This window comes from Avibacterium sp. 21-586, from assembly GCF_026226775.1.
Taxonomy (GTDB): Bacteria; Pseudomonadota; Gammaproteobacteria; order Enterobacterales; family Pasteurellaceae; genus Avibacterium.
The window spans coordinates 100,979-123,925 of sequence record NZ_JAKKOD010000001.1 but is presented as its reverse complement, the minus strand read 5'-3'; the positions used below and the strand labels follow the sequence as shown (position 1 = coordinate 123,925).

The window sequence follows — 22,947 nt, the reverse complement described above, 5'->3', positions numbered from 1 at the left end:
TATTATTATCTATAAGGTGTTCTATGCAAAAAGCCATTATTATTGGGGCAAGTGGCTATACGGGGGCTGAACTGGCTCGTATCCTCACTTTACATCCCACATTTCAGCTCAATGGATTATATGTTTCTGCCCAAAGCCAAGATGCACATAAATCTATTTCCGACATTTATCCGCAACTGAAGCAGCTTGTTGATTTACCCTTACAACCTTTAGATGAAAATTTAACCGCACTTGCCCAGCAGAACGATCTGGTCTTTTTAGCCACAGCACACGAAGTTAGCCACGATCTTGCGCCAATTTTCTTACAAAATCAATGTAAAGTATTTGATTTATCTGGTGCATTTCGGGTAAATAATGCAGAATTTTATCCACAATATTATGGTTTTGAACATCGCTATCCTGAATTATTAGAAAAAGCGGTTTATGGTTTAGCAGAATGGAATGACCGTGCCATTGCACAAACGGATTTAGTGGGGGTGGCAGGTTGCTATCCAACGGTTTCGCAGCTCAGCTTAAAGCCATTAATTGAAAATAATTTATTAGCTCTCAATCAGTTACCGATTATTAATGCAGTAAGTGGGGTAAGCGGTGCAGGACGTAAAGCCTCGCTCACGAATAGTTTTTGCGAAGTCAGCCTGAATGCTTATGGCGTATTTACCCATCGTCATCAACCTGAAATTGCCACCCATTTAGGCACAGAAGTGATTTTTACTCCGCACTTAGGCAACTTTAAACGGGGTATTTTAGCCACCATTACCGCCAAATTGAAAGACGGCGTGGACGAACAGAAAATTCGTGAAGCCTATCAGCAATATTACGCGCATCGCCCTCTTGTGCGTGTCTATGAACAAGGCTTGCCAAGCATTAAAGCGGTGGAGTTCACACCTTATTGCGACATCGGTTTTGCGGTGAAAAATGATCACATTATCATTGTTGGTGCTGAAGATAATCTACTTAAAGGCGCGGCAGCACAAGCGGTGCAATGTGCCAATATTCGTTATGGTTTTGTGGAAACCTTAGGATTAATTTAGCGGAAGAAAAGAATGAAACCTTTAGTAATTAAATTAGGCGGTGTACTGTTAGATACCCCACAAGCAATGGAAAATCTGTTTACCGCATTAGCAAATTATCAGCAAAATTTCGACCGCCCTTTGCTCATCGTACACGGTGGCGGTTGCGTGGTAGATGAATTAATGCAACGTCTTGCATTACCTGTACAAAAGAAAAATGGTTTGAGAGTAACGCCTGCGGATCAAATTGATATTATCGTAGGCGCGCTTGCAGGCATTGCCAATAAAACTTTAGTGGCGCAAGCGGCAAAGTTTAATCTCAACCCTGTGGGGCTTTGTTTGGCCGATGGCAAGCTCACCACTGCGCAAGTCTTTGATGAAGAACTTGGCCATGTTGCCAATGTTACGCCAAATAATCCGAAACTTTTGCATACATTGTTGAGTGAAGCTTTTTTACCGATTATTAGCTCCATTGCGGTGGACGATCAAGGGAATTTGATGAACGTGAATGCAGATCAAGCAGCTACCGCGGTTGCCACATTAATTGGTGGCGAGCTAGTGATGCTTTCTGATGTTGATGGTGTTTTAGATGCGAATAAACAGCGCCTGCCACAGCTTGATAGCAAACAAATTCAACAGCTTATTCAACAAGGTGTAATTACAGACGGTATGATCGTGAAGGTCAATGCCGCCTTAGATGCAGCAAAAATGCTTAATACGGGCGTGGATATTGCCAACTGGAAATATCCAGAAAAATTGACCGCACTTTTTGCAGGTGAGATAATCGGCACCAGAATTTTACCTTAAACGTAAAGTAATTTGATATGGGCGAACATTTGGGTTCGCCTCTACATTTTTTAATCATAAAAATCAGAAAGATAAGGATAAACTATGGCACTTTGGGGTGGGCGTTTCACACAAGCCGCAGATAAACGTTTTAAAGATTTTAACGATTCACTACGCTTTGACTATCGCCTTGCAGAACAGGATATTGAAGGCTCAATCGGCTGGTCAAAAGCCTTGGTCAGCGTTGGCGTATTAAGTCCACAAGAACAACAACAATTAGAGCGTGCCTTAAACGAACTATTAATTGAAGTGCGGTCAAATTTGCAAGGAATTTTACAAGATGACGCTGAGGACATTCACAGCTGGGTTGAAAGTAAGCTCATCAACAAAGTGGGAAATCTAGGTAAAAAATTGCACACAGGGCGTAGCCGTAACGACCAAGTGGCACTAGACATCAAAATGTGGTGCAAACAACGAGTAACAGAGTTGCAATATTCTATTCGTGCTTTGCAGAGCAAATTAGTAGAAACCGCAGAAAATAATCAGCACGCCGTAATGCCGGGTTATACTCATTTGCAACGTGCACAACCAATCACCTTTGCTCACTGGTGTATGGCTTATGTGGAAATGCTTGAACGCGATTATTCTCGTCTGACAGACGCTTATCATCGAATGAATACTTGCCCTTTGGGGAGCGGAGCGTTAGCTGGCACGGCTTATGCTATCGATCGTGAGCAATTAGCGCAAGATCTTGGCTTTGCAATGGCAACCCGTAACAGCTTAGACAGCGTTTCCGACCGTGATCACATTATCGAATTGCTTTCCACCGCTTCGTTAAGTATGGCTCACCTTTCACGTTTTGCAGAAGATATGATTATCTTCAACAGCGGTGAAGCCGATTTCGTGGAGCTTTCTGACCGCGTTACTTCTGGTTCATCCTTAATGCCACAGAAGAAAAACCCTGATGCTTGTGAACTCATTCGTGGTAAAGCTGGCCGTGTAATGGGTGCGCTAACCGGAATGTTGATGACGGTAAAAGGCTTGCCACTCGCTTATAACAAAGATATGCAAGAAGATAAAGAAGGCATTTTTGATGCTTTGGATACTTGGCAAGACTGCTTGGATATGGCAACGTTCGTGTTAGATGATATTAAAGTGAACGTTGAGCGCACTCGTGAAGCGGCATTAAAAGGTTACTCAAATGCGACCGAGCTAGCCGATTATTTAGTAGCCAAAGGCGTTCCATTCCGCGATTCTCACCATATTGTAGGCGAAACGGTGGTATATGCTATCAGCGTGCACAAAGGCTTAGAAGATCTCCACTTAGAAGAGTTCCGCCAATTCAGCGATGTAATTAGCGATGATGTGTATGAAATCCTATCGTTGCAATCTTGCTTAGACAAACGCTGCGCCAAAGGCGGGGTGTCTCCATTGCGTGTTGCTGAAGCCATTGCTGAAGCAAAAGAGCGGTTGAAATAATTTGATTTTTTAAAATGAAAGGGGCAGATCATAATTTCTGCCCCTTTTCTTTATTTGGGTTAATTTAACAAACTATAGTCTAGCTTTGCATAGCCTAGCTTTGTGTATTTTTTCTATTTCGCCATAACTGGATCACGTTAATTATAACAATAAAACCGTCCAACAAAACCACTGGAATTGCGTGAGTATAAATTGCATAAATAGTTACAAAAAATGCCCCAATAGCATTGAGTAAACGTAACTTAAAAAGCGAATTGGTCATAAAGGAAAGCACAACAAGAGCCGTACCAAAATAACCAACAGTATCCATAAATAAATCCATTCTTCATTTCACTTATTTTTGTTATTAAAAGGGCGCACATATTACTCAATCCATAAGGTTAAGTAAATGATTTTAAAAAAAGTGCGGCCTTTTTTACCGCACTTTTCTATCCCTTTTAACAATGTTACAAGGAAAACTAACCTGTATTACGCATTCCTGCTGCAATACCCGTGATGGTGATCATCAAGGCTTGCTCAACATCTGGATTTGGATTTTCAGGGTTTTCACGTAAGCGGCGTAATAATTCCACTTGTAATAAGTTAAGTGGGTCGGTGTAAATATTACGCAGTGCGATAGATTCGGCAATCCAAGGAAGATCAGACATTAATTGATCTTCGTGCGATAAAGACAGAATTGTTTGAATATCCGCTTTTAATTGTTCGCGTAATGATTGCCCTAAGTACCACAATTCAGGTTTCACAAGGTGCTGATCGTAATGTTCTGAAAGCCAAGTATCCGTTTTACTGAATACCATTTCCAACATTCCGATACGCGTGGAGAAGAACGGCCATTGTTTACACATTTCTTCGATCACATCACCTTTACCTTGCTCAATAGCTAAACGCACAGAAGCACCTGCACCAAGCCAAGCTGGAAGCATTAAACGGTTTTGCATCCACGCGAAAATCCAAGGAATGGCACGCAAACTTTCCACCCCACCATTTGGATTACGTTTTGCAGGGCGTGAACCCAATGGCAATTTTGACAGCTCTTGTTCTGGCGTTGCAGAACGGAAATAAGGCACGAAATCCTTATCGCCACGCACCACGCCACGGTAAATTTCACAAGACTTGGTAGAAAGCTCATCCATCACTTCACGCCACGCGGTTTTTGGCTCTGGTGGTGGTAATAAATTGGCTTCTAAAATCGCACTAGCGTAAAGATCTAAACTGCCCACAGCCACCGCTGACAAGCCCAGTTTAAAGCGGATCATTTCCCCTTGTTCGGTGACACGCAAGCCGTTTTTCAATGAGCGTGGTGGTTGGGAAAGTAACGCGGCGTGTGCTGGAGCACCACCACGTCCAATTGTGCCACCACGACCGTGGAATAAGGTGAGTTCAATACCAAGTTGTTCACACAAATTCACTAGCTGTTCTTGTGCACGATATTGCGCCCAAGAGGCCGCCATCATTCCAGCATCTTTCGCACTGTCAGAATAGCCGATCATCACCATTTGTTTGTTGTCAATCACACCACGATACCAGCCAATATTGAATAATTGACGCATTACGTCTTCGGACGCATCTAAGTCATCAAGGGTTTCAAACAGGGGTACAACAGGCAAGTGGTAAGGCACCCCCGCTTCTTTCAAGAGTAAATGCACGGCAAGTACGTCAGAAGCGGTGCGCGCCATTGAAATAATGTAGCAAGAAATCACCCCCTCTGGCTGTTCTGCAATCACTTTACAGGTATCTAGCACTTCTTGTGTTTCTGCTGAAGGTTGCCAATTACGCGGTAACAATGGGCGGCGTGAGCTTAATTCACGAATTAAGAAGGCTTGTTTGTCATCTTCCGTCCATTGCGAATAATCACCTAAACCAATATAGCGCGTGATTTCCGCAATGGCATCGCTATGACGGGTACTTTCTTGGCGAATATCAAGGCGAGAAAGGGATAAACCAAAGCAACGGATACGACGTAAGCAATCTAATAGTGCACCATTAGCAATAATCCGCATTCCACATTGATGTAATGACTGGTAACAATCATAAAGCGGTTCCCATAGTTGTTCATCATCTATCAAAAGTTCTTGCTTTTCAATCGATAATACTCGCCCTTCTAATAAATCACCATAATAAGCTACCGTCTTGCTTAACTTACTGCGCAACTCTTTCACAACAAAGCGATAAGGTTCTAAGTGCTCGCCATATTTCTCACGAAATTCTGCTGTGCATTGAATAACAGAAAGCTCATCTGCTAATAATTTAATATCTTCCAAAAATAATTGTGCTGCTTTCCAACGATTCATCAACAGCACTTGTCGAGTAGTTTGTGCTGTAACAAATGGGTTACCATCACGATCCCCCCCCATCCAAGAAGAGAAACGAACAGGAGCAAGATCGACGGGTAACTGTACTGCAAAATTCTTCTCTAAATGAAGATTAAATAATCGACAAAACTCAGGCACGGCTTTCCATAAACTATTTTCAATTACAGCCATACCAGCCTTCGCCTCATCAACTGGAGTTGGACGCTGAGTACGAATCTCATTGGTATGCCAGGCTAATGCAATCAACTGCATTAAACGACGTTTAAGTTTAGTTGTTTCAGCTTCAGTAAGATCATCATGCTCTAAGCGACTTAAACAACGGTTAATCTCTACATGTTTATGTCCAAGTGAACGACGTGTTACTTCTGTTGGGTGTGCGGTTAGCACTAATTCAATAATCAATTTTTGTACCGTTTCTAGCACTTTTTCTGTTGGTAGATTTTGTGCTTTTAAGCGTTGAAATAACGCCTCTAAAGTACGTGCTGAAGACGCTTGATCAATATGCTGGCGGGAGATAGTTTGATACTGCTCTGCAATATTGGTGAGGTTTAAAAAATGGCTAAAAGCACGTGCAACAGGAATGATATTTTCATCTGAAATGGTGGCAAGAATTTCGAGTAGTTGCTCGCGAGCTTTTTCATCACCAGCACGAGAATTTCTTGATAAAACCCGAATATTCTCAATTAAATCAAGAATGTCACTACCTTGTGCATCACTAATAGTTTCGCCTAAAAAATGCCCAAGCATATTTATATTATTACGCAGTGTTGTGTATTGTTGAATCATAATAACCTCATAAAAAATCAATTCATTTTATTATCTAGATATAATCAAAAATAGGGAGAAAGGTCAATTATTTAAAAGATAAAAAATAATATAAATCAAAAGAGCGGTGTTTTTTTGTAAATTTTTGCACTTTTTTTAGTGAAAATTTAATGAAGTTATAGATTTGTTAAAATGATGTTTAAAAAATTGCCCGGATTGATCACGGGCATTCAGTACAAATAGCGATTTACTTAACTAAGCTTTTTCACTGAGCGACGAATCACCAATTCAGGGTGCATTTCAATAATTTCATGCTGACCAGATTTGTCACTGATACGCTGAAACAGTAAATTTACCGCTTGTGCCCCTAAACGCGATTTTGATTGATGTATCGTAGTGAGCGGTGGTGAATAAAAACGTGAGGCGTGAATATTATCATAGCCAATAATGGAAATATCATCAGGCACTTTCAAGCCTTTTTCCCCAATTGCCGAAATTGCGCCTAATGCCATCACATCATTACAGCAAAACACGGCCGTTGGCAATTCATCTTGCCTTAAGATTTTATTCATACATTCGTAACCGTCTTCAGGCTCAAAAAAACCTTCCATCACCCAATCAGGATTGATTGGTAAGTTGGCTTCTTTCATGGCTTTAACAAAGCCTTCATAGCGTGTCTTGGCAGTGGTTTTAATTAGCTCTCCAGCGATAATACCAATGGCTTTATGTCCATTATCAATAAGATATTTGGTTGCCATATAACCGCCTTCAAAGCTGTTATCTTGAATAATATCGGTATTTTGATTATTCGGGCCCCAATCCATTACCACCATTGGAATATCTGTAAAATTTGCCAATAAATCAAGGGAATCTTGTGTGTATTCTGCACACATTACCAAGACACCGTCTACGCGTTTTTTGGCTAACATTTCCAAATGATTTTTAATTTTTTCAGGTTCATTTTGCGTATTACATAAAAATAAAGAATAGCCTTGGCGATAGCAATGTTCTTCCACCGCGTGAATAATTTCCGCAAAATAAGGGGCTTCACTGGTGGTAACAATCATTCCAATAGACTTTGTAGTATTTATTTTCAAGCTTCTAGCCACGGCACTCGGTGAATAATTAAGTGCATGAATGGCATCTCGCACTTGTTTTTCCGTTTCCGGCGCCACAAAACGCGTTTTATTTATTACATGAGATACCGTTGTAGTGGACACGCCTGCCATTTTTGCCACATCTTTAATCGTTGCCATAGTTCCTCCAAAAATTTCGGCTATTATAAAGGGCAGAATAGAATTGTTAAGGTTTATTGCAAAAAAAATTTATGCTTTATCACTGCTTTTTTCGTTTGTTTGAGAAATTTTGCTTTTCTTGCAATTTTGCTATTATAATGGTGGCTAGTTTAGGTAACTTTTTAGGAGTAAATTATGGGTACATTTGGCTATGCAATGATGATGGTAGTGTTATCTTTAGGTGTGATTCTAACACTTGCCTCATCTATTTTTTAATCATACGATAAAAAAGCTAAGTTTAACAGACTTAGCTTTTTTACTAGGTATTTAGATACTAGAAAATAAATCCTGAGAATATAGGGTTTATTGTGTTCCTAAATAAAAATCAAACTAAATAGAAAATTAAAGTTTATCTGCGTTTTGTTTTAAGTATTTTGCAACACCTTCTGGGCTGCCAGTCATACCTTCTTTACCTTTTTCCCATTGAGCTGGGCAAACTTCACCGTGCTCTTCGTGGAATTGTAACGCATCAACCATACGGATCATTTCGTCAATGTTACGACCAAGTGGAAGATCGTTTACAACTTGGTGACGAACTACGCCATCTTTGTCGATTAAGAATGAAGCACGAAGTGCAACACCAGCTTCTGGGTGCTCGATACCGTATGCTTGCGCAATATCGTGTTTCACGTCAGCAACCATTGCGAATTGAACTTCGCCAATACCACCTTCATCAACAGAAGTTTTACGCCACGCATTGTGAGTGAATTGAGAGTCAATAGAGACACCAATCACTTCAACACCGCGTTTTTTAAATTCTTGATAACGTTTGTCAAATGCGATAATTTCTGAAGGACATACGAAAGTGAAGTCTAAAGGCCAGAAGAAAATAACTGCTGGTTTACCTTTGATGTGGTCTTTTAAGTTAAAGTTATCAACGATTTCACCGTTGCCTAATACTGCTGATGCAGTAAAATCTGGTGCTTGACGAGTTACTAATACCATAGTACAAATCTCCTATAAAAATTGATGATAGATATGCTTAAACAACAATAAGCGTAAATCGGCGAATATTCTAAAGAAAAGCACCGCTCTTGAATAGCTGTTTTTATCTATTACATTGATTATTTTTATCTAAATTTAATAAAAGTAAGGAAAATTTATGAAAGCAAATACCACATCAAATACCACTTTTGTCCACGCAGGACGTAAAAAGAGAATGACGCAAGGCAGCGTCAATCCTGTTATTCAACGCGCCTCCTCATTAGTTTTTGATAGTCTTGCTGATAAAAAAGAAGCAAGCAAAAATCTCACAAAAGGAGCGTTATATTACGGCCGCCGCGGCACACTCACGCATTTTGCCTTGCAGGATTTAATGTGTGAATTAGAAGGCGGTGCTGGTTGTTATCTTTATCCTTGTGGTGCAGCGGCAGTAACCAATGCCATTCTTTCTTTTGTGACAACAGGCGATCATATTTTAATGACTGGCGCAGCTTATGAGCCAACTCAAGTATTCTGCAATGTGATTTTGCAAAAAATGGGCGTGAGTACCACTTATTATGATCCGCTTATGGGTGCCGAGATCGCTAATTTAATGCAGCCTAATACCAAAGTGGTGTTTTTAGAATCACCAAGCTCACTCACGATGGAAGTACCAGATATTCCTGCGATTGTCAAAGCCGTGCGTTCGGTGAATCCTGAGGTGGTGATTATGATTGATAATACTTGGGCAGCGGGCGTGTTGTTCAAGGCGTTGGAACACGGTATTGATATTTCTATCCAAGCTGGCACGAAATATTTGGTTGGTCATTCCGATGCAATGATTGGGACCGCAGTGTCTAACGCCCGTTGTTGGGATAAATTACGCGAACATTCTTATTTAATGGGTCAAATGGTAGATGCGGATACGGCTTATATAACTGCGCGCGGTATTCGTACCTTAGCGGTTCGCCTTAAACAACATCAAGAAAATAGTTTAAAAGTGGCGCAATGGTTGGCTCAACAACCTGAAGTCAACGCGGTTTATCACCCTGCCTTGCCAAGCTGTCCGGGACACGAAAACTTTAAGCGTGATTTCACAGGCGCAAGTGGTTTGTTCTCTTTTGAGCTAAAAGAAAAATTAACCCAAGCACAATTAGAACATTTTATGGATCATTTTGAACTCTTTTCAATGGCCTATTCTTGGGGTGGGTTTGAATCTTTAATCCTCTATAACCAACCAGAAGAAATCGCTAAAATTCGCCCAAATATTGCACGCAAGCTCACCGGCACATTAATTCGTGTACATATTGGTTTTGAAGAAGTTGAAGATTTAATCACTGATCTGAAAGCGGGCTTTGAACGCTTGAAAGGCTAAAAATACAGACCCCACCTAAAAAGTGGGGTCGTTTTTTGACTAAAAATTAATTTTCTTTTTTCAGTTTAATTTCTTGCACCCATTTATTCACTAAACGCTTACCCTCTTCCGCTGAACCAAAGCGGTCAAAGTCAATATCGATCAATTTTAACGTTTTTGGATCAACTGATTTCGGCGAAGCTTCGGCATTCACATTGGTTGGAATTTGATACACCCCAGCTTCTCTCCAAGGAATTTCTTGTGCTTCTTTAGATAACGCCCAATCCACAAATAATTTTGCGTTATCTAAGTTTCTTGTCCCTTTAATAATGCTCAATCCACCAAGAGAATAACTATCGCCCTCGCAAGGCAAAATTGCCTCTACTGGCGCACCATTTTCTTTCTCAGTCGCATAGCTATGGACAAATCCCACGCTCACGGCACTTTCACCACGAGCTAGGTTGCTGGTCACTTGATTACTTTTCATATATTGCGACACATTAGCATCTAACTGTTTCAAATATTCAAAAGCTTTTTCTTCGCCTAAAAGCTCAATGAGTGTAATGATTGCCGTATAAGTTGTGCCAGAAAGTTGTGGGTCAGGCACTTGAATTTGTCCTTTTAAGCGTGGATCGAGCAAATCTTTCCAGCATTTTGGATACTCTTTAATGCCTAACTCTGCAAATTTTTCCGTATTCACGCCAAAGCCGAGTACAAGCATATATAAAATAGAGGTCAGATCGCCTTTTTTATCCAACAATGCTTTAAATTGTGGCATTGTTTCTGCTTGTTTGGGTGAGCGATACGGGCTAAGCAAGCCAAGATCTGCCGCCTGATAATGCAATTCGATTGTGCCGCCATACCACACGTCCGCTTGCGGATTATTTTGTTCCGCTTTTAACTTGGATAAGGTTGCCCCCGTGCTGTTACGCACAAATTGGGTTTGCACATCATATTTTTTACTAAACGCTTGAGTGATTTTCTCGCAAGTTGTACTTTGCACACTGCAATATATCGTTAACTTACCTTCTGCGTGAACAACATTAGAAAATAAAGTCGCCGAACCTAAACAAAGTGCGGTGTAAATTTTGCTTAAATTTTTATTTAGAAAGTTCATCATCACTCCTTTCCTTTCCCTTTCACATCAATAATAAACACTTCCGATTGCGATCCCAAGCGCATTGGAATACCCCAAAATCCATAACCTGAAGTTACGAAAAAATGGCCATTACCAATTTTTTCATAACCATAATCTAAACGGTATAGCACTTTTGTGATCAAATTTGCAGGAAACACTTGCCCTTTATGCGCATGGCCTGAAACCTGAATATCAATCGGCAAGGTAGAATGTTCCATAATTTCTGTTGGACGATGATCTAACAGAAAAACAGGTAACTCCCTTTTTGTTTTATCAAGTGCGGTTAAAATTTGCTGAGTTTTTGGTCGTGCTTTAAATAAATCATCGTTGCGTCCAATCAGTACAAAACGATTATCCACTTCCACCGCTTGATCCATTAGAACCGTAATGCCTGCCTTGCGAATTTCTTTGGCAATCGCCTGTTGCTGACCAAAGAAATCGTGGTTGCCTAAAGTGGCATAAACCCCAAGGGGGGCACGCAGTTTAGCAAGATGTGGCTGCATTTTTTCTGCGACATAAGCACGAATATTATCGTCCATAATATCACCTGGGAGCAAAATAATATCCACCTTTTGTGCATTCATTATTTCAGCCAGTTTATCTAACTGCTTACCGCCAAATAAACGCCCAAGATGAAAATCACTCGCCATTCCAATACGTAATGGTTTAAAAGGTTTATCTAAGGTAATTTCATAATGAATAACCTGTGGTGTGTAAGCGTTATACACACTCAAACCAATCAAACTGGCTAAACCAATTGGATAAAGCCAAGCTAAAGTGCGCTGTAATTTTTGCTTAATGCTCCGTTTTCTAAAAATAAAATAAATTACTACGCATACAAAACTGGAAAAGCTGGCGAATAATAAAAATGCGAGAATAAAGGCACTGAAACGAAACATTGGGTAAATACGCAAAAGTGTAAGTAACACAATAGCATTTATCACAAGGTAGCTTAACAAACGGATAAAACGTGGCAATCCCGTATTTTTAGAGCTGAAGTACAACCACGATAGGGTTCGGTTAAAAATAAAAATAAAGAGCTGCAATAAGACGAAACAAATTGCGAAAACAAAATAATGACGCATTTCCAACTTCTACTTTCCTTTAAACTATATAAGAGCGGTATGTTTCACCACTTTAAACTTCAGTACTAAAAAAGCCAATAAACTATTAGCCATAAAACTATGGGATATAATGCCATATATCCCACAATAAGTTAAATCTTAAAACAGGCCACTAAATGCTGTTCAATACCTTCCAGACGAGGTTTGGTTAAGGTGCATTCCGTGTCTGCAACAGGGCAACGAGTACGGAATACACAGCCAGATGGCGGATTGATTGGCGAAGGGAGATCTCCTTCTAGCAACTGAATTTTTTTACCCCGTTCCAAATCAGGATCTGGAATTGGCACGGCTGACATCAGGGCTTTGGTATAAGGGTGCTTGGTTTCGTGGTACACCTTATCATAAGTGCCAAGCTCCACTGCATTGCCCAAATACATCACCAACACGCGATCAGAAATATGTTTCACCACCGCCAAATCGTGTGCAATAAAAATCAGCGATAATCCCATTTCTTTCTGCAATGATTTGAGCAAGTTTACCACCTGCGCTTGAATGGATACATCAAGGGCTGAAACTGGCTCATCACAAATAATCAGTTTTGGCTCAATGATCAAGGCTCGCGCAATACCAATACGTTGGCACTGTCCCCCTGAAAACTCGTGCGGATAACGGTTGATCAAATTTGGCAATAAGCCCACTTTTAACATCATTGCTTGCACGCGATCTTTGACTTCTTGTGCCGATAAATGCGGAAAATAAATTTTCAGTGGTTCAGCAATAATATTTCCAATGGTCATTCGTGGATTGAGTGATGCCAAGGGATCTTGGAAAATCATTTGAATATCTTTGCGTGTGTCGTGCCACTGCTTTTCAGATTGCTGGCTGAGATCTTTACCTAGCCATAAAATATTACCGCCTGCAGATTTGACTAAGCCGATAATTGCACGAGCAAGGGTGGATTTTCCGCAGCCAGACTCTCCTACCACGCCCAAGGTTTCCCCTTCATATAATTTAAAGGAAACGTGGTTTACCGCGTGTAAGGTTTGTTTTTTCTTAAATAAAAGACCTTCGTTGCTTTGCACTTTGAAATGTACACTCAGATCTTCAACTTCTAATAATAATTTTTTCATCTTAATTTCCCCTTAACAGCTGGCTTGGCTGAATAAAACAAGCACGCAAGCGGTTTGGCGCAAATTGTTCCAATGGTGGACTGCTTTGGCATTGTTCCGTTGCAAATTGGCAACGTGGGCTAAACGGACAGCCTGTTGGCAAATGCAATAAATTGGGTGGATTACCGGGAATAGTTAAGAGTTTATCTTCTTCAGAATCTAAACGTGGCACGGCGTTGATCAAACCAATGGAATAAGGGTGAGTTGGCTGATAGAAAATGTCTTTTGCTGAGCCATATTCCATCGTTCTTCCCGCATACATCACCAGCACCTGATCGCAGCTACCTGCCACCACGCCAAGATCGTGCGTAATCATAATAATTGCCGTATTAAACTCGCGCTTTAACTCATTTAATAGGGTCATAATCTGTGCTTGAACGGTTACATCTAAGGCCGTGGTTGGTTCATCAGCAATCAATAATTTTGGACGACATAATAATGCCATTGCGATCATCACACGCTGACGCATACCACCAGAAAATTCGTGCGGATACATTGCCATTCGCTTGCGTGCTTCCGGCATTTTCACCGCATCTAACATTTTCACGGATTCTTCAAAGGCTTGTTTGTAATCATAACCTTTATGTAACACCAGCACTTCCGTGAGCTGTTCACCAATTTTCATATATGGATTAAGCGATGTCATTGGATCTTGGAAAATCATCGCAATTTGCTCCGCTCTTAGGCGGTTTAATTGTGATGGCGATAAACCTAAAATCTCTTCGCCATTAAAACGGGCTGAGCCTGAGGTTCTACCGTTATCCGCCAATAATCCCATTAAGGCAAACGCGGTTTGCGACTTGCCTGAGCCAGACTCCCCTACAATACCTAGGGTTTCCCCCGCGTTGAGGGTAAAAGTTAAATTATTAACCGCCGTAACCTCGCCGTCTGGCGTTTTGAAAGTTACTCTTAAATCTTGAACATCAAGGAGAGGGTGTTTTTCGTTTTTCATTTTCTCACCTTATCGATCTTTCGGATCAAGCGCATCACGCAAGCCATCACCAATAAAATTAAAACAAAATAGGGTTATCACAAGAAATAATGCAGGGAAAATAAGCAACCACGGTGTGGCTTCCATTGATTTTGCCCCATCATTTAATAAAGCGCCCCAGCTACTAAGCGGTTCTTGGGTACCTAATCCTAAGAAACTTAAAAAAGACTCAAACAAGATCATTCCCGGCACGAGTAAAGAAGCATAAACCACCACAACACCTAGCACGTTCGGCACAATGTGTCGCCATACAATTTGACGTGGCGAAACCCCACATACAATGGCAGCCTCAATAAATTCTTTACGCTTAAGGCTTAGGGTTTGACCACGCACAATACGCGCCATATCCAGCCAAGACACCATTCCGATTGCCACGAAAATAAGCAAAATGTTTTGCCCAAAGAAGGTGACCAATAGGATCACAAAGAACATAAACGGGAAAGAATATAAGATCTCTAAAATACGCATTAAAATCGCATCAGTTTTGCCGCCCACATAGCCTGCGGTTGCTCCATAAAGTGTGCCAACTAAAACGGCGATAAACGCTCCTGCAATGCCGACTAATAAGGAGATACGTCCACCAATGGCAAGGCGAACCAGAAGATCGCGCCCTAAGCTGTCTGTGCCTAAATAGTGCATTGAGTCAAAATCTGGTGGTGAAGACATCATTACCCAATCTGTATCATCATAGCTAAAGGGCATCAACATTGGTGCAAAGGTTACAAAAAGCAAAATGAGAAACAACACGAAAAGGCTCACCACCGCCGCTTTATTGCGGAAAAAACGGCGTCTGGCATCTTGCCATAAACTGCGCCCTTCGACTTTATCTAATTGCTCCCCCAATTTTTCCATTAGTGCTTGATTTTCTTTTGTTTTTATCATTGTCTGCACTCCATTAATAACGAATTTTCGGGTCAATCACGGCATAAAGAATATCTACAATGGCATTGAACACAATGGTTAATGTGCCAACCAAAATAGTTAAACTTAACACTAAGGAATAATCGCGATTTAGCGCACCATTCACGAAAAGCTGCCCGATTCCCGGTAGCACGAAAATACTTTCAATCACCATTGAGCCGGTAATAATTCCCACAAAAGCCGGCCCCATATAAGAAATAACAGGCAATAACGCTGGGCGTAACGCGTGTTTCAAAATAATTCGCGACATTGGTAGCCCTTTTGCTTTCGCCGTGCGAATAAAATTAGAATGCAAGACTTCGATCATTGAGCTACGCATAATCCGTGCAATGCTAGCAATATACGAAAGAGAAAGGGCAATCATTGGTAAAATCATATTGGTCAGCTGCCCGCCTTCCCAACCGCCTGACGGCAGCCATTTTAAGGTAATGGAAAAAATCAGTACCAACAACGGGGCAACCACAAAACTCGGAACAACAACCCCAGTCATCGCAAAAGTCATTATTAAATAATCTAGCCACTTATTTTGTTTTAACGCGGCAATAACACCTGCGGAAATCCCGCATACTAAGGCAATTAAAAAGGCAGAAAACCCTAATTTTAACGATACAGGGAAAGATTGCGCGACAAGTTGGTTTACGCTGTAATCTTTATATTTGAATGAAGGCCCAAAATCACCGTGCGCCAAATCTTTCAAGTAAATGCCGTATTGCACCATTAATGGTTCATTCAAATGGTATTTTGCTTCAATATTAGCGATGACTTCTGGTGGATAATTTTTTTCACTAGAAAATGGACTCCCCGGGGCAAGTCGCATCATAAAAAAAGAAACGGTGATTAAAATAAATAAGGTTGGGATCGCCTCTAAAATACGGCGAAAAATTAATTTAAGCATAAAATTATTCCCACAAAAAATTTAGAAAAAAACACCCGCACTTTCCTTAAAATGCCAAAAGTGCGGGTAAAAAAGATTAATGTTTAATGATATAAACGTCTTTTAAATAATAGTTTTGTGCTGGGTGTGAATAAGCAAAGCCTTTCACCCAAGGTTTAATTAAACGCGGTTGAACATAATGATAAACTGGCACCATTGCGGTATCCGCATCTAATAATCCTTCTGCTTTGGCATACACTTCTGCACGCTCTGCATCAGTTTGCGCTTTGAAAGAAGAATTAATCAAAGCATCATAAGCTGGATTTTTATAGAATGCGGTGTTATTCGCACTATTGGATAAATAATAGTTCAAGAAGGTGCTTGCTTCATTATAATCCGCACACCAACCTGCACGCGCCACATCAAAGTTGCCTTGATGACGCGTATCTAAGTAGGTTTTCCACTCTTGATTTTCCAAGGTGATATTCACCACACCTTGTAAATTTTTCTTCCAAATAGATTGGGCAGCACTCGCTAACTTTTTATGGTTATCGGACGTGTTATATAACAATTTGAAATTTAACGGGTGAGATTGATCAAAGCCCGCTTCTTTTAACAATTTAAGCGCTTCTTGATTACGCTGATCTTGCGTCCAATTTGCCCATTCAGGGGTAGTCATTTTCTCTGCACCATTGATAAATGGCGGGGTGAAAATGTAAGCAGGTTTTTGCCCTTGCTGTAGCACTTTATCGGTTAGAATTTCACGTTCTAAGGCTAAAGACAACGCTCTACGCACTTTTGGATTATCAAACGGTGCTTTCGCTGTATTGATCTCATAAAGATAAGTACAAAGCAACGGTGCGTGATAAAGCTCATCACCTAACTCTTTTTTCACTTTACCATATAATTCGATCGGAATTTCTTTCCCTGTCATATCTTCATCGCCTGCACGATAACGCGCAACATCTGTTGATGAAGATTCGATTGGTAACAATACTACTTTATCCAATACAGTGTGTGCGTTGTCCCAATAATTCGGATTACGCGCTAACACGGCTTTTTCATTCACCACCGCAGATTTCAACACAAATGCCCCGTTACCCACGAGATTACCTGGTTTCGTCCAGTTATCACCAAATTGCTCTACCACTTTTTTATTTACTGGCGCTAACACATAATGTTCAACCAATTTATCCACATAAGGAACAGATTCCGTTAAATGTAACACTAACGTATGATCATCTTTGGCTTCAACGCCAAGATCAGTAACAGGAAGTTTACCTGCGGTAACTTGATCCGCATTTTTCAATTTAACAAATTCTAAGAAATTCGCATAAGGCGCTGCTGTTTTAGGATCGGCCAAACGTTGCCACGCATAAACGAAATCCCCTGCCACAACAGGATCGCCATTTGACCATTTTGCTTCAGGACGAAGGTGGAATGTCCAAGTTTTAAAGTCGTCACTATGTTCCCAAGAACTGGCCGCCCCTGGAATAATATGCCCTTTGGCATCAGAGATAACTAAGGTTTCAAATAATTGACGTGCATAATTTCCTTCAACATCCCCTTCCATTTTTTGAGGATCTAAGGTTGCAGGATTAGTACTGATATTCCACGTTAATTCTTGTTTCTCCGCCAACTGTGTACCTTCTGGCACTTGAGCTGCCATTACCGAACTTACTGAAAGGGATAAACCCAAAACGGTAGATAAAAGTGTTTTTTTGAATGATGTGTGCATTTTTTTTTCCTCTTAGATTATCGTTATAAAGTAGTATTCATTAATAAAGGAATTTTCTAAGGTTGTAAATAAGAAATTGCGAAACCATCAGGAATTTTTTCTCTCTTTTGCTAATCACCGCATTTGATTTACAAAAAATAGACAAAAAAACACCGCACTTGTGTTTTTATTGGGAGAAATACTGCACTAATCGAATATAAAAAAAGCTGACTTCATAATGAAATCAGCTTCATCGGTTAAATTATAAAGGGGTTAATATCCCATCGCCGCACCATCTGGATTACGCGGATCTGAAGCACCGTAAAATCCGCCCTCTGTTACTTGAACAACTTGTTCACGCCCCATTGTCGCTTTTGTAACCACATCGTAACCTTTTTGTTTAAGCAGTTCAATAGTATCTGGGCTAATGCCTTCTTCAACGCGTAGCTGATCAGGTTGCCATTGGTGATGAACACGCGGAACAGTAATAGCTTCAGCAGGATTCATTCCATAATCAATCACATTCGTAATACTTTGTAATACGGTTGTGATAATTCTCGCCCCGCCCGGTGTGCCTGTAACTAACCAAGGCTTACCGTCTTTTAATAGGATAGTTGGTGTCATTGAAGATAATGGGCGTTTTCCTGCTTCAATTGCGTTTGCATCACCACCAATCAAACCAAATGCGTTAGGTACGCCAGGTTTTGCCGAAAAATCATCCATTTCATTATTTAATAAAATCCCTGTTCCTTCCGCCACAATGCCTGAGCCAAAATTAAGATTGAGCGTATAAGTTACAGCTACTGCATTTCCTTCCTTATCCATAATTGAATAATGGGTTGTTTGATCACTTTCATAAGGGATTGGATTGCCTTCTTTGATCTCGGTTGCTGGCATTGATTTTTCTGGATTAATTTTTTTCACCAACTCATCAGCATAAGCCTTTGACGTAATGCCAGCTACTGGTACTTTAACAAAATCAGGATCACCGAGATAAGTCGCACGATCTGCATAAGCCAATTTCATCGCTTCAGCATAGTGATGAATAGATTTAGCACTATTAAAGCCAAATTCTTTCATTGGATAATGCGATAAAATATTCAGCAACTGAACCAGATGTACCCCACCAGAACTTGGCGGTGGCATTGTTACCACTTTATAACCGCGATATTCTCCCACAATTGGCTTACGAATTACCGCTTTATAATTTTTGAGATCATCAAGGCTAATTAAACCGCCGTGCTTTTCCATTTCTTGCACGATTTTTTGTGCAATTTCACCTTCATAAAAAGCAGATTTTCCTTCTTTGGCAATAAGGCGTAACGAATTTGCTAAATCTTGTTGAACTAACTTATCACCAAAGGTAAGTGGCTGCTCTTGATTAAAAAAGATTGCTTTCGTGCTTTGCCACTTTGCTAAGTTCTCTTTCTCAATTTCTAAGGTTGCCGCTAACGTTGGACTAATCACAAAACCCTGCTCAGCTAATTTAATTGCTGGCGCAATCACTTGCTCACGAGATAAGGTTCCCCATTTTTCTAATGCTAGCAGTAAACCCGCAACCGTTCCTGGTACACCCACAGCGGAATGAGTAAATAAAGATTTACCATCTACTAGTTCACCTTTTTCATCTAAATACATATCGCGATGCGCTTTTTGTGGCGCCATTTCTCTAAAATCAATGGTAATATTTTCGCCAGTTTTGGCATCGTGTAGCACCATAAAGCCACCGCCGCCGATATTCCCTGCATTTGGCAAGACTACGGCCAAAGCAAAGCCTACCGCAACCGCCGCATCAATGGCATTACCACCTTGACGTAAAATATCCAAGCCAACTTGCGTTGCTAAATGTTGCTCTGTTGCAACCATTCCATTTTTGGCATATACAGGGTGGAAAATATCCTTACTCTGATCATAACGTTGAGCTGCTAAGATAGATTGTTGCGTTGCCTCTGTGGAATATGCCGGCAAAGAAACCATAGATAAAGAAAAAGGAATCGCTAACAATGCAGCGATAAGAGATTTACGAAAATGCATAATGTTGTTACCTTCCTGATAGTTATAATTTATAGATATCTATTTGATTAATGGACATTTATCTGTTCAATAATCACTCATTAAAACAGAAAATAAGTAAGTTCTTTCAGCTAGAAAAACTTCACAAGTTTTTTCAAGCATTTCTATTTTTAACAAAAAGATAACAATTCCTCAATCATTTACTGATTATATTTTAAGATCAAATTCACATAAAAAAAGCACCGCACTTTTAATTTTACTCATAAGAATACCCATAAAACAGAGTACACCTAAAACCAAAGTGCGGTGCTTTTTCGCTTAATTTTTTAATTTAAGCTCAGGATAGTTTTTCTAACTTCGCCAACGCGGCAATGAGCCATTTGATGCCCTCGCCTTGGAAAGCGATTTGTAGGCGTGTGTTGTTGTCTTCGCCTTCCACGTTAATAATTGTGCCATTACCAAATTTGGCGTGTTTGACTTTTTGCCCCATTCGCCATTCGCTATCGTTGCTCGATTTATGCATATTTAGTGATCCCACAGCGGCACGGTTATAGGCGCGGGTAACCGTGCCACGTAAACGCACTTCTTGAATGCAATCTTTCGGCAATTCTTCAATAAAACGCGAAGGGATATGACGCTCTTCTTTGCCATATAAACGGCGGCTTTCTGCATAGCTAATGGTAAGTTTTTGCTTAGCTCGGGTGATGCCCACATAAGCTAAACGGCGTTCTTCTTCTAAACGCCCCGGTTCTTCAAAGGAACGGAAACTCGGGAATACCCCATCTTCCACGCCCACCATAAAAACACGGGCAAACTCTAGTCCTTTGGCAGAATGCAAGGTCATCATTTGCACGCTGGATTGATGTGGTGATGCTTGCTCCTCCCCTGCTTCTAAAGATGCGTGGGTAAGAAATGCCATTAAGTCTGTCATTTCTTCGGCTTCTTCAGGCTTGATAAATTCTCGGGTAGCGTTAACTAATTCCTCCAAGTTTTCGATCCGCACTTCGCCTTTCTCGCCTTTTTCTTGCTTATACATTTCATATAAACCTGAATGTTTGATAACAAAATCCGTTTGCGCAAACAAAGGCATTTCCGCTGTTTCTTGCTGTAAGGAATTGATTAATTCCGTAAAGCGTAACAAGGCGGTGGCTGCACGTCCTGCCAGCATATTTTCCTGAATGGCAACTTGAATGGCTTGCCATAGGGTGATTTGTCGTTCACGCGTTAATTGGCGTAGAACATCTAAGGTGCGATCGCCAATACCACGAGCAGGCGTGTTAATAACACGCTCAAAGGCGGCATCATCAAAGCGATTAGCAATTAAACGTAAATACGCTAAGGCATCTTTAATTTCTTGCCGTTCAAAGAAGCGTAATCCGCCATAAATGCGATAAGGAATTTGCGCGCGAATCAAGGCTTCTTCTATCACACGCGATTGGCTATTACTACGGTATAAAACGGCACAATCATCTAGTTTTCCACCATTATCGAGCCAGATTTTGATTTGATTTGCCACAAACTGTGCTTCGTCAATTTCATTAAATGCGGCATAAATTCCCACAGGATCGCCCTGCTCACCTTCTGTCCATAAATCCTTGCCAAGACGGTTGCTGTTATTCGCGATCAAATAGTTTGCGCTGTTGAGAATATTGGCTGTAGAGCGATAATTTTGCTCAAGACGAATGGTTTGCGCATTGTGAAAATCTTCTAAGAAACGGTGAATATTTTCCACTTGCGCACCACGCCAACCATAAATAGACTGATCGTCATCACCTACGATCATTATTTTTCCCGTTTCCCCTACTAATAATTTGATCCACGCATATTGAATTTTGTTGGTATCCTGAAACTCATCGACTAAAATTTGCGAAAAACGTTGCTGGTAACGTTGCAAAATCAACGGTTTTTTCAGCCATAATTCATACGCACGTAGCAATAGTTCAGAAAAATCCAACAAGCCAGCACGATCACAAGCATCTTGATAAATTTGATAAATTTTAATCCAAGTGCGTTCTTGTATATCCCCTTCATCATCAAGTTGATGTGAGCGTAAACCTTCTTCTTTTTTATTGTTGATATACCAGCACGCTTGCTTTGGTGGATAGGCTTGTTCGTCAATATTGTGCAGTTTAATCAAGCGCTTAACTAAGCGTAGTTGATCATCACTGTCTAAAATTTGAAAATCTTGCGGTAGCCCAGCATCGGCATAATGAGCGCGTAATAAGCGGTGAGCAATGCTGTGAAATGTACCGATCCACATACCCATTACGCGTTGTGATGAATATTTTGCTAGCGTTTCTTCAATGCGATGGCGCATTTCTGCTGCCGCTTTATTGGTGAAGGTTACCGCCATTATGCTACCTTCGGAAATTTGCTCCACAGCAATCAACCAAGCAATGCGAAAAGTCAGCACGCGCGTTTTACCACTGCCTGCACCGGCTAACACTAAATAATTGCCCAAAGGTGCGGCCACCGCTTCACGTTGTTTATCGTTTAAACCATCAAGTAATTCCGAAATATCCATCATATCACCACTGTTTTTTTATACAGGTTAAATTATAGGGGGATTTTGTTAAAAGGCAAGAAGTGCGGTGAAATTTTATGATTTTTTCACAGCACTTTAATTAAGAATACAATATTACGATTTCTTCCTAGCTCAAAATTTCACATCAGAAGATGAAAAAGTTCGCTTATTCATCTCCCGTTTGAAATGCCAAAATAAGCTGTAAAATTGCTCGTTTTTGCTTTTCTGATAAGGACGAAATCAACTCGACTAAGGTTTCATTCATCGTATCTATTTGGGTGCTTTCAGATATGCCATATCTCAACCAAATTGGTTTCACATTTAACCAATTTGCTAAGGTGTCAATTTTATCCAACGAAGGGATCGCCAAGCCGTTTAACCATTTGTAAACCGCTTGCTGTGTAACTGGCTCATTTGGGTGTTGAAGATTAAATTTTGTTGCAATTTCACTATTTTTCAATGTGTTAGAATATTTTGTTGCAAGTGCCAGTTTTAATCTTTCACTAAATTTTTCTTTTTCATTCGGTATTTTCATTTGATGAATTATGACCGATTGAAAAAATCTCTTGTAAACCAATTTAGTTTAATATTAAACTATAACAGTTTAAGAAATC

Annotated in this window: 18 protein-coding genes; 4 read left to right on the top strand and 14 right to left on the bottom strand. The window is 40.5% G+C overall.

What is annotated here, in order from left to right; translation table 11 throughout:
• Positions 1–23: 23 nt before the first annotated feature.
• The 3 genes from argC to argH all read left to right on the top strand — a co-directional run bounded on the left by argC (position 24) and on the right by argH (position 3,275).
• Positions 24–1,031 (top strand): N-acetyl-gamma-glutamyl-phosphate reductase, encoded by a 1,008-nt coding sequence (argC, locus tag L5B71_RS00545; RefSeq protein ID WP_265756359.1) that lies wholly within the window; start codon positions 24–26, stop codon positions 1,029–1,031.
• Between the two features lie 12 nt (positions 1,032–1,043).
• Entirely contained in the window at positions 1,044–1,817 is a 774-nt protein-coding gene (argB, locus tag L5B71_RS00540) for an acetylglutamate kinase (RefSeq protein WP_265756358.1), read from the top strand.
• A gap of 84 nt (positions 1,818–1,901) precedes the next feature.
• Complete coding sequence (argH, locus tag L5B71_RS00535; protein WP_265756357.1) at positions 1,902–3,275, top strand: argininosuccinate lyase; 1,374 nt, start codon at positions 1,902–1,904, stop codon at positions 3,273–3,275.
• Positions 3,276–3,369: 94 nt separating this feature from the next.
• On the opposite strand, the gene L5B71_RS00530 is transcribed toward argH, so the two are convergent.
• The 4 genes from L5B71_RS00530 to L5B71_RS00515 all read right to left on the bottom strand — a co-directional run bounded on the left by L5B71_RS00530 (position 3,370) and on the right by L5B71_RS00515 (position 8,592).
• Complete coding sequence (locus L5B71_RS00530; RefSeq protein WP_265756356.1) at positions 3,370–3,585, bottom strand: YgjV family protein; 216 nt, start codon at positions 3,583–3,585, stop codon at positions 3,370–3,372.
• Positions 3,586–3,733: 148 nt separating this feature from the next.
• Positions 3,734–6,373, bottom strand: a complete 2,640-nt coding sequence (ppc, locus tag L5B71_RS00525; protein ID WP_265756354.1) for a phosphoenolpyruvate carboxylase — start codon at positions 6,371–6,373, stop codon at positions 3,734–3,736.
• A 230-nt stretch (positions 6,374–6,603) separates the two neighbouring features.
• Positions 6,604–7,608 (bottom strand): HTH-type transcriptional repressor PurR, encoded by a 1,005-nt coding sequence (gene purR / locus L5B71_RS00520; protein WP_265756353.1) that lies wholly within the window; start codon positions 7,606–7,608, stop codon positions 6,604–6,606.
• 381 nt (positions 7,609–7,989) lie between these two features.
• Positions 7,990–8,592, bottom strand: coding sequence for a peroxiredoxin C (locus tag L5B71_RS00515; protein ID WP_265756351.1), 603 nt, complete (start codon positions 8,590–8,592; stop codon positions 7,990–7,992).
• A 157-nt stretch (positions 8,593–8,749) separates the two neighbouring features.
• Here L5B71_RS00515 and metC point away from each other — a divergent pair, with 157 nt between their 5' ends.
• Complete coding sequence (gene metC / locus L5B71_RS00510) at positions 8,750–9,943, top strand: cystathionine beta-lyase (RefSeq protein WP_265756349.1); 1,194 nt, start codon at positions 8,750–8,752, stop codon at positions 9,941–9,943.
• 46 nt (positions 9,944–9,989) lie between these two features.
• On the opposite strand, the gene L5B71_RS00505 is transcribed toward metC, so the two are convergent.
• From L5B71_RS00505 to L5B71_RS00460, 10 genes are all read right to left on the bottom strand, one after another.
• Entirely contained in the window at positions 9,990–11,039 is a 1,050-nt protein-coding gene (locus L5B71_RS00505) for an ABC transporter substrate-binding protein (RefSeq protein WP_265757755.1), read from the bottom strand.
• A 2-nt stretch (positions 11,040–11,041) separates the two neighbouring features.
• Entirely contained in the window at positions 11,042–12,151 is a 1,110-nt protein-coding gene (locus L5B71_RS00500; RefSeq protein WP_265756348.1) for a metallophosphoesterase, read from the bottom strand.
• Positions 12,152–12,276: 125 nt separating this feature from the next.
• Complete coding sequence (gene oppF / locus L5B71_RS00495; RefSeq protein WP_265756347.1) at positions 12,277–13,254, bottom strand: murein tripeptide/oligopeptide ABC transporter ATP binding protein OppF; 978 nt, start codon at positions 13,252–13,254, stop codon at positions 12,277–12,279.
• A gap of 1 nt (position 13,255) precedes the next feature.
• Entirely contained in the window at positions 13,256–14,245 is a 990-nt protein-coding gene (locus L5B71_RS00490) for an ABC transporter ATP-binding protein (protein WP_265756344.1), read from the bottom strand.
• Positions 14,246–14,254: 9 nt separating this feature from the next.
• Positions 14,255–15,166 (bottom strand): oligopeptide ABC transporter permease OppC, encoded by a 912-nt coding sequence (gene oppC, locus L5B71_RS00485; RefSeq protein ID WP_265756343.1) that lies wholly within the window; start codon positions 15,164–15,166, stop codon positions 14,255–14,257.
• A gap of 13 nt (positions 15,167–15,179) precedes the next feature.
• Entirely contained in the window at positions 15,180–16,100 is a 921-nt protein-coding gene (gene oppB, locus L5B71_RS00480) for an oligopeptide ABC transporter permease OppB (RefSeq protein ID WP_265756341.1), read from the bottom strand.
• 76 nt (positions 16,101–16,176) lie between these two features.
• Positions 16,177–17,817 carry an ABC transporter substrate-binding protein gene (locus L5B71_RS00475; RefSeq protein WP_265756340.1) on the bottom strand — a complete coding sequence of 547 codons (1,641 nt, stop codon included), beginning with the start codon at positions 17,815–17,817 and terminating at the stop codon, positions 16,177–16,179.
• A gap of 252 nt (positions 17,818–18,069) precedes the next feature.
• Positions 18,070–19,830, bottom strand: a complete 1,761-nt coding sequence (ggt, locus tag L5B71_RS00470) for a gamma-glutamyltransferase (RefSeq protein ID WP_265756338.1) — start codon at positions 19,828–19,830, stop codon at positions 18,070–18,072.
• A 316-nt stretch (positions 19,831–20,146) separates the two neighbouring features.
• Positions 20,147–22,333, bottom strand: a complete 2,187-nt coding sequence (uvrD, locus tag L5B71_RS00465; protein WP_265756337.1) for a DNA helicase II — start codon at positions 22,331–22,333, stop codon at positions 20,147–20,149.
• A gap of 166 nt (positions 22,334–22,499) precedes the next feature.
• Positions 22,500–22,868 (bottom strand): helix-turn-helix domain-containing protein, encoded by a 369-nt coding sequence (locus L5B71_RS00460; protein WP_265756335.1) that lies wholly within the window; start codon positions 22,866–22,868, stop codon positions 22,500–22,502.
• Between the last annotated feature and the right edge of the window lie 79 nt (positions 22,869–22,947).

Excerpts from the sequence above, each read along its gene's own strand:
- oppC (WP_265756343.1), bottom strand. The coding sequence starts at position 15,166 with ATGATAAAAACAAAAGAAAATCAAGCACTAATGGAAAAATTGGGGGAG.
- argC (WP_265756359.1), top strand. The coding sequence starts at position 24 with ATGCAAAAAGCCATTATTATTGGGGCAAGTGGCTATACGGGGGCTGAA.
- L5B71_RS00460 (WP_265756335.1), bottom strand. The coding sequence starts at position 22,868 with ATGAAAATACCGAATGAAAAAGAAAAATTTAGTGAAAGATTAAAACTG.
- L5B71_RS00475 (WP_265756340.1), bottom strand. The coding sequence starts at position 17,817 with ATGCACACATCATTCAAAAAAACACTTTTATCTACCGTTTTGGGTTTA.
- L5B71_RS00490 (WP_265756344.1), bottom strand. The coding sequence starts at position 14,245 with ATGAAAAACGAAAAACACCCTCTCCTTGATGTTCAAGATTTAAGAGTA.
- oppB (WP_265756341.1), bottom strand. The coding sequence starts at position 16,100 with ATGCTTAAATTAATTTTTCGCCGTATTTTAGAGGCGATCCCAACCTTA.
- ppc (WP_265756354.1), bottom strand. The coding sequence starts at position 6,373 with ATGATTCAACAATACACAACACTGCGTAATAATATAAATATGCTTGGG.
- metC (WP_265756349.1), top strand. The coding sequence starts at position 8,750 with ATGAAAGCAAATACCACATCAAATACCACTTTTGTCCACGCAGGACGT.
- argB (WP_265756358.1), top strand. The coding sequence starts at position 1,044 with ATGAAACCTTTAGTAATTAAATTAGGCGGTGTACTGTTAGATACCCCA.
- L5B71_RS00530 (WP_265756356.1), bottom strand. The coding sequence starts at position 3,585 with ATGGATACTGTTGGTTATTTTGGTACGGCTCTTGTTGTGCTTTCCTTT.
- oppF (WP_265756347.1), bottom strand. The coding sequence starts at position 13,254 with ATGAAAAAATTATTATTAGAAGTTGAAGATCTGAGTGTACATTTCAAA.
- purR (WP_265756353.1), bottom strand. The coding sequence starts at position 7,608 with ATGGCAACGATTAAAGATGTGGCAAAAATGGCAGGCGTGTCCACTACA.
- L5B71_RS00505 (WP_265757755.1), bottom strand. The coding sequence starts at position 11,039 with ATGAACTTTCTAAATAAAAATTTAAGCAAAATTTACACCGCACTTTGT.
- uvrD (WP_265756337.1), bottom strand. The coding sequence starts at position 22,333 with ATGGATATTTCGGAATTACTTGATGGTTTAAACGATAAACAACGTGAA.
- L5B71_RS00515 (WP_265756351.1), bottom strand. The coding sequence starts at position 8,592 with ATGGTATTAGTAACTCGTCAAGCACCAGATTTTACTGCATCAGCAGTA.
- argH (WP_265756357.1), top strand. The coding sequence starts at position 1,902 with ATGGCACTTTGGGGTGGGCGTTTCACACAAGCCGCAGATAAACGTTTT.
- ggt (WP_265756338.1), bottom strand. The coding sequence starts at position 19,830 with ATGCATTTTCGTAAATCTCTTATCGCTGCATTGTTAGCGATTCCTTTT.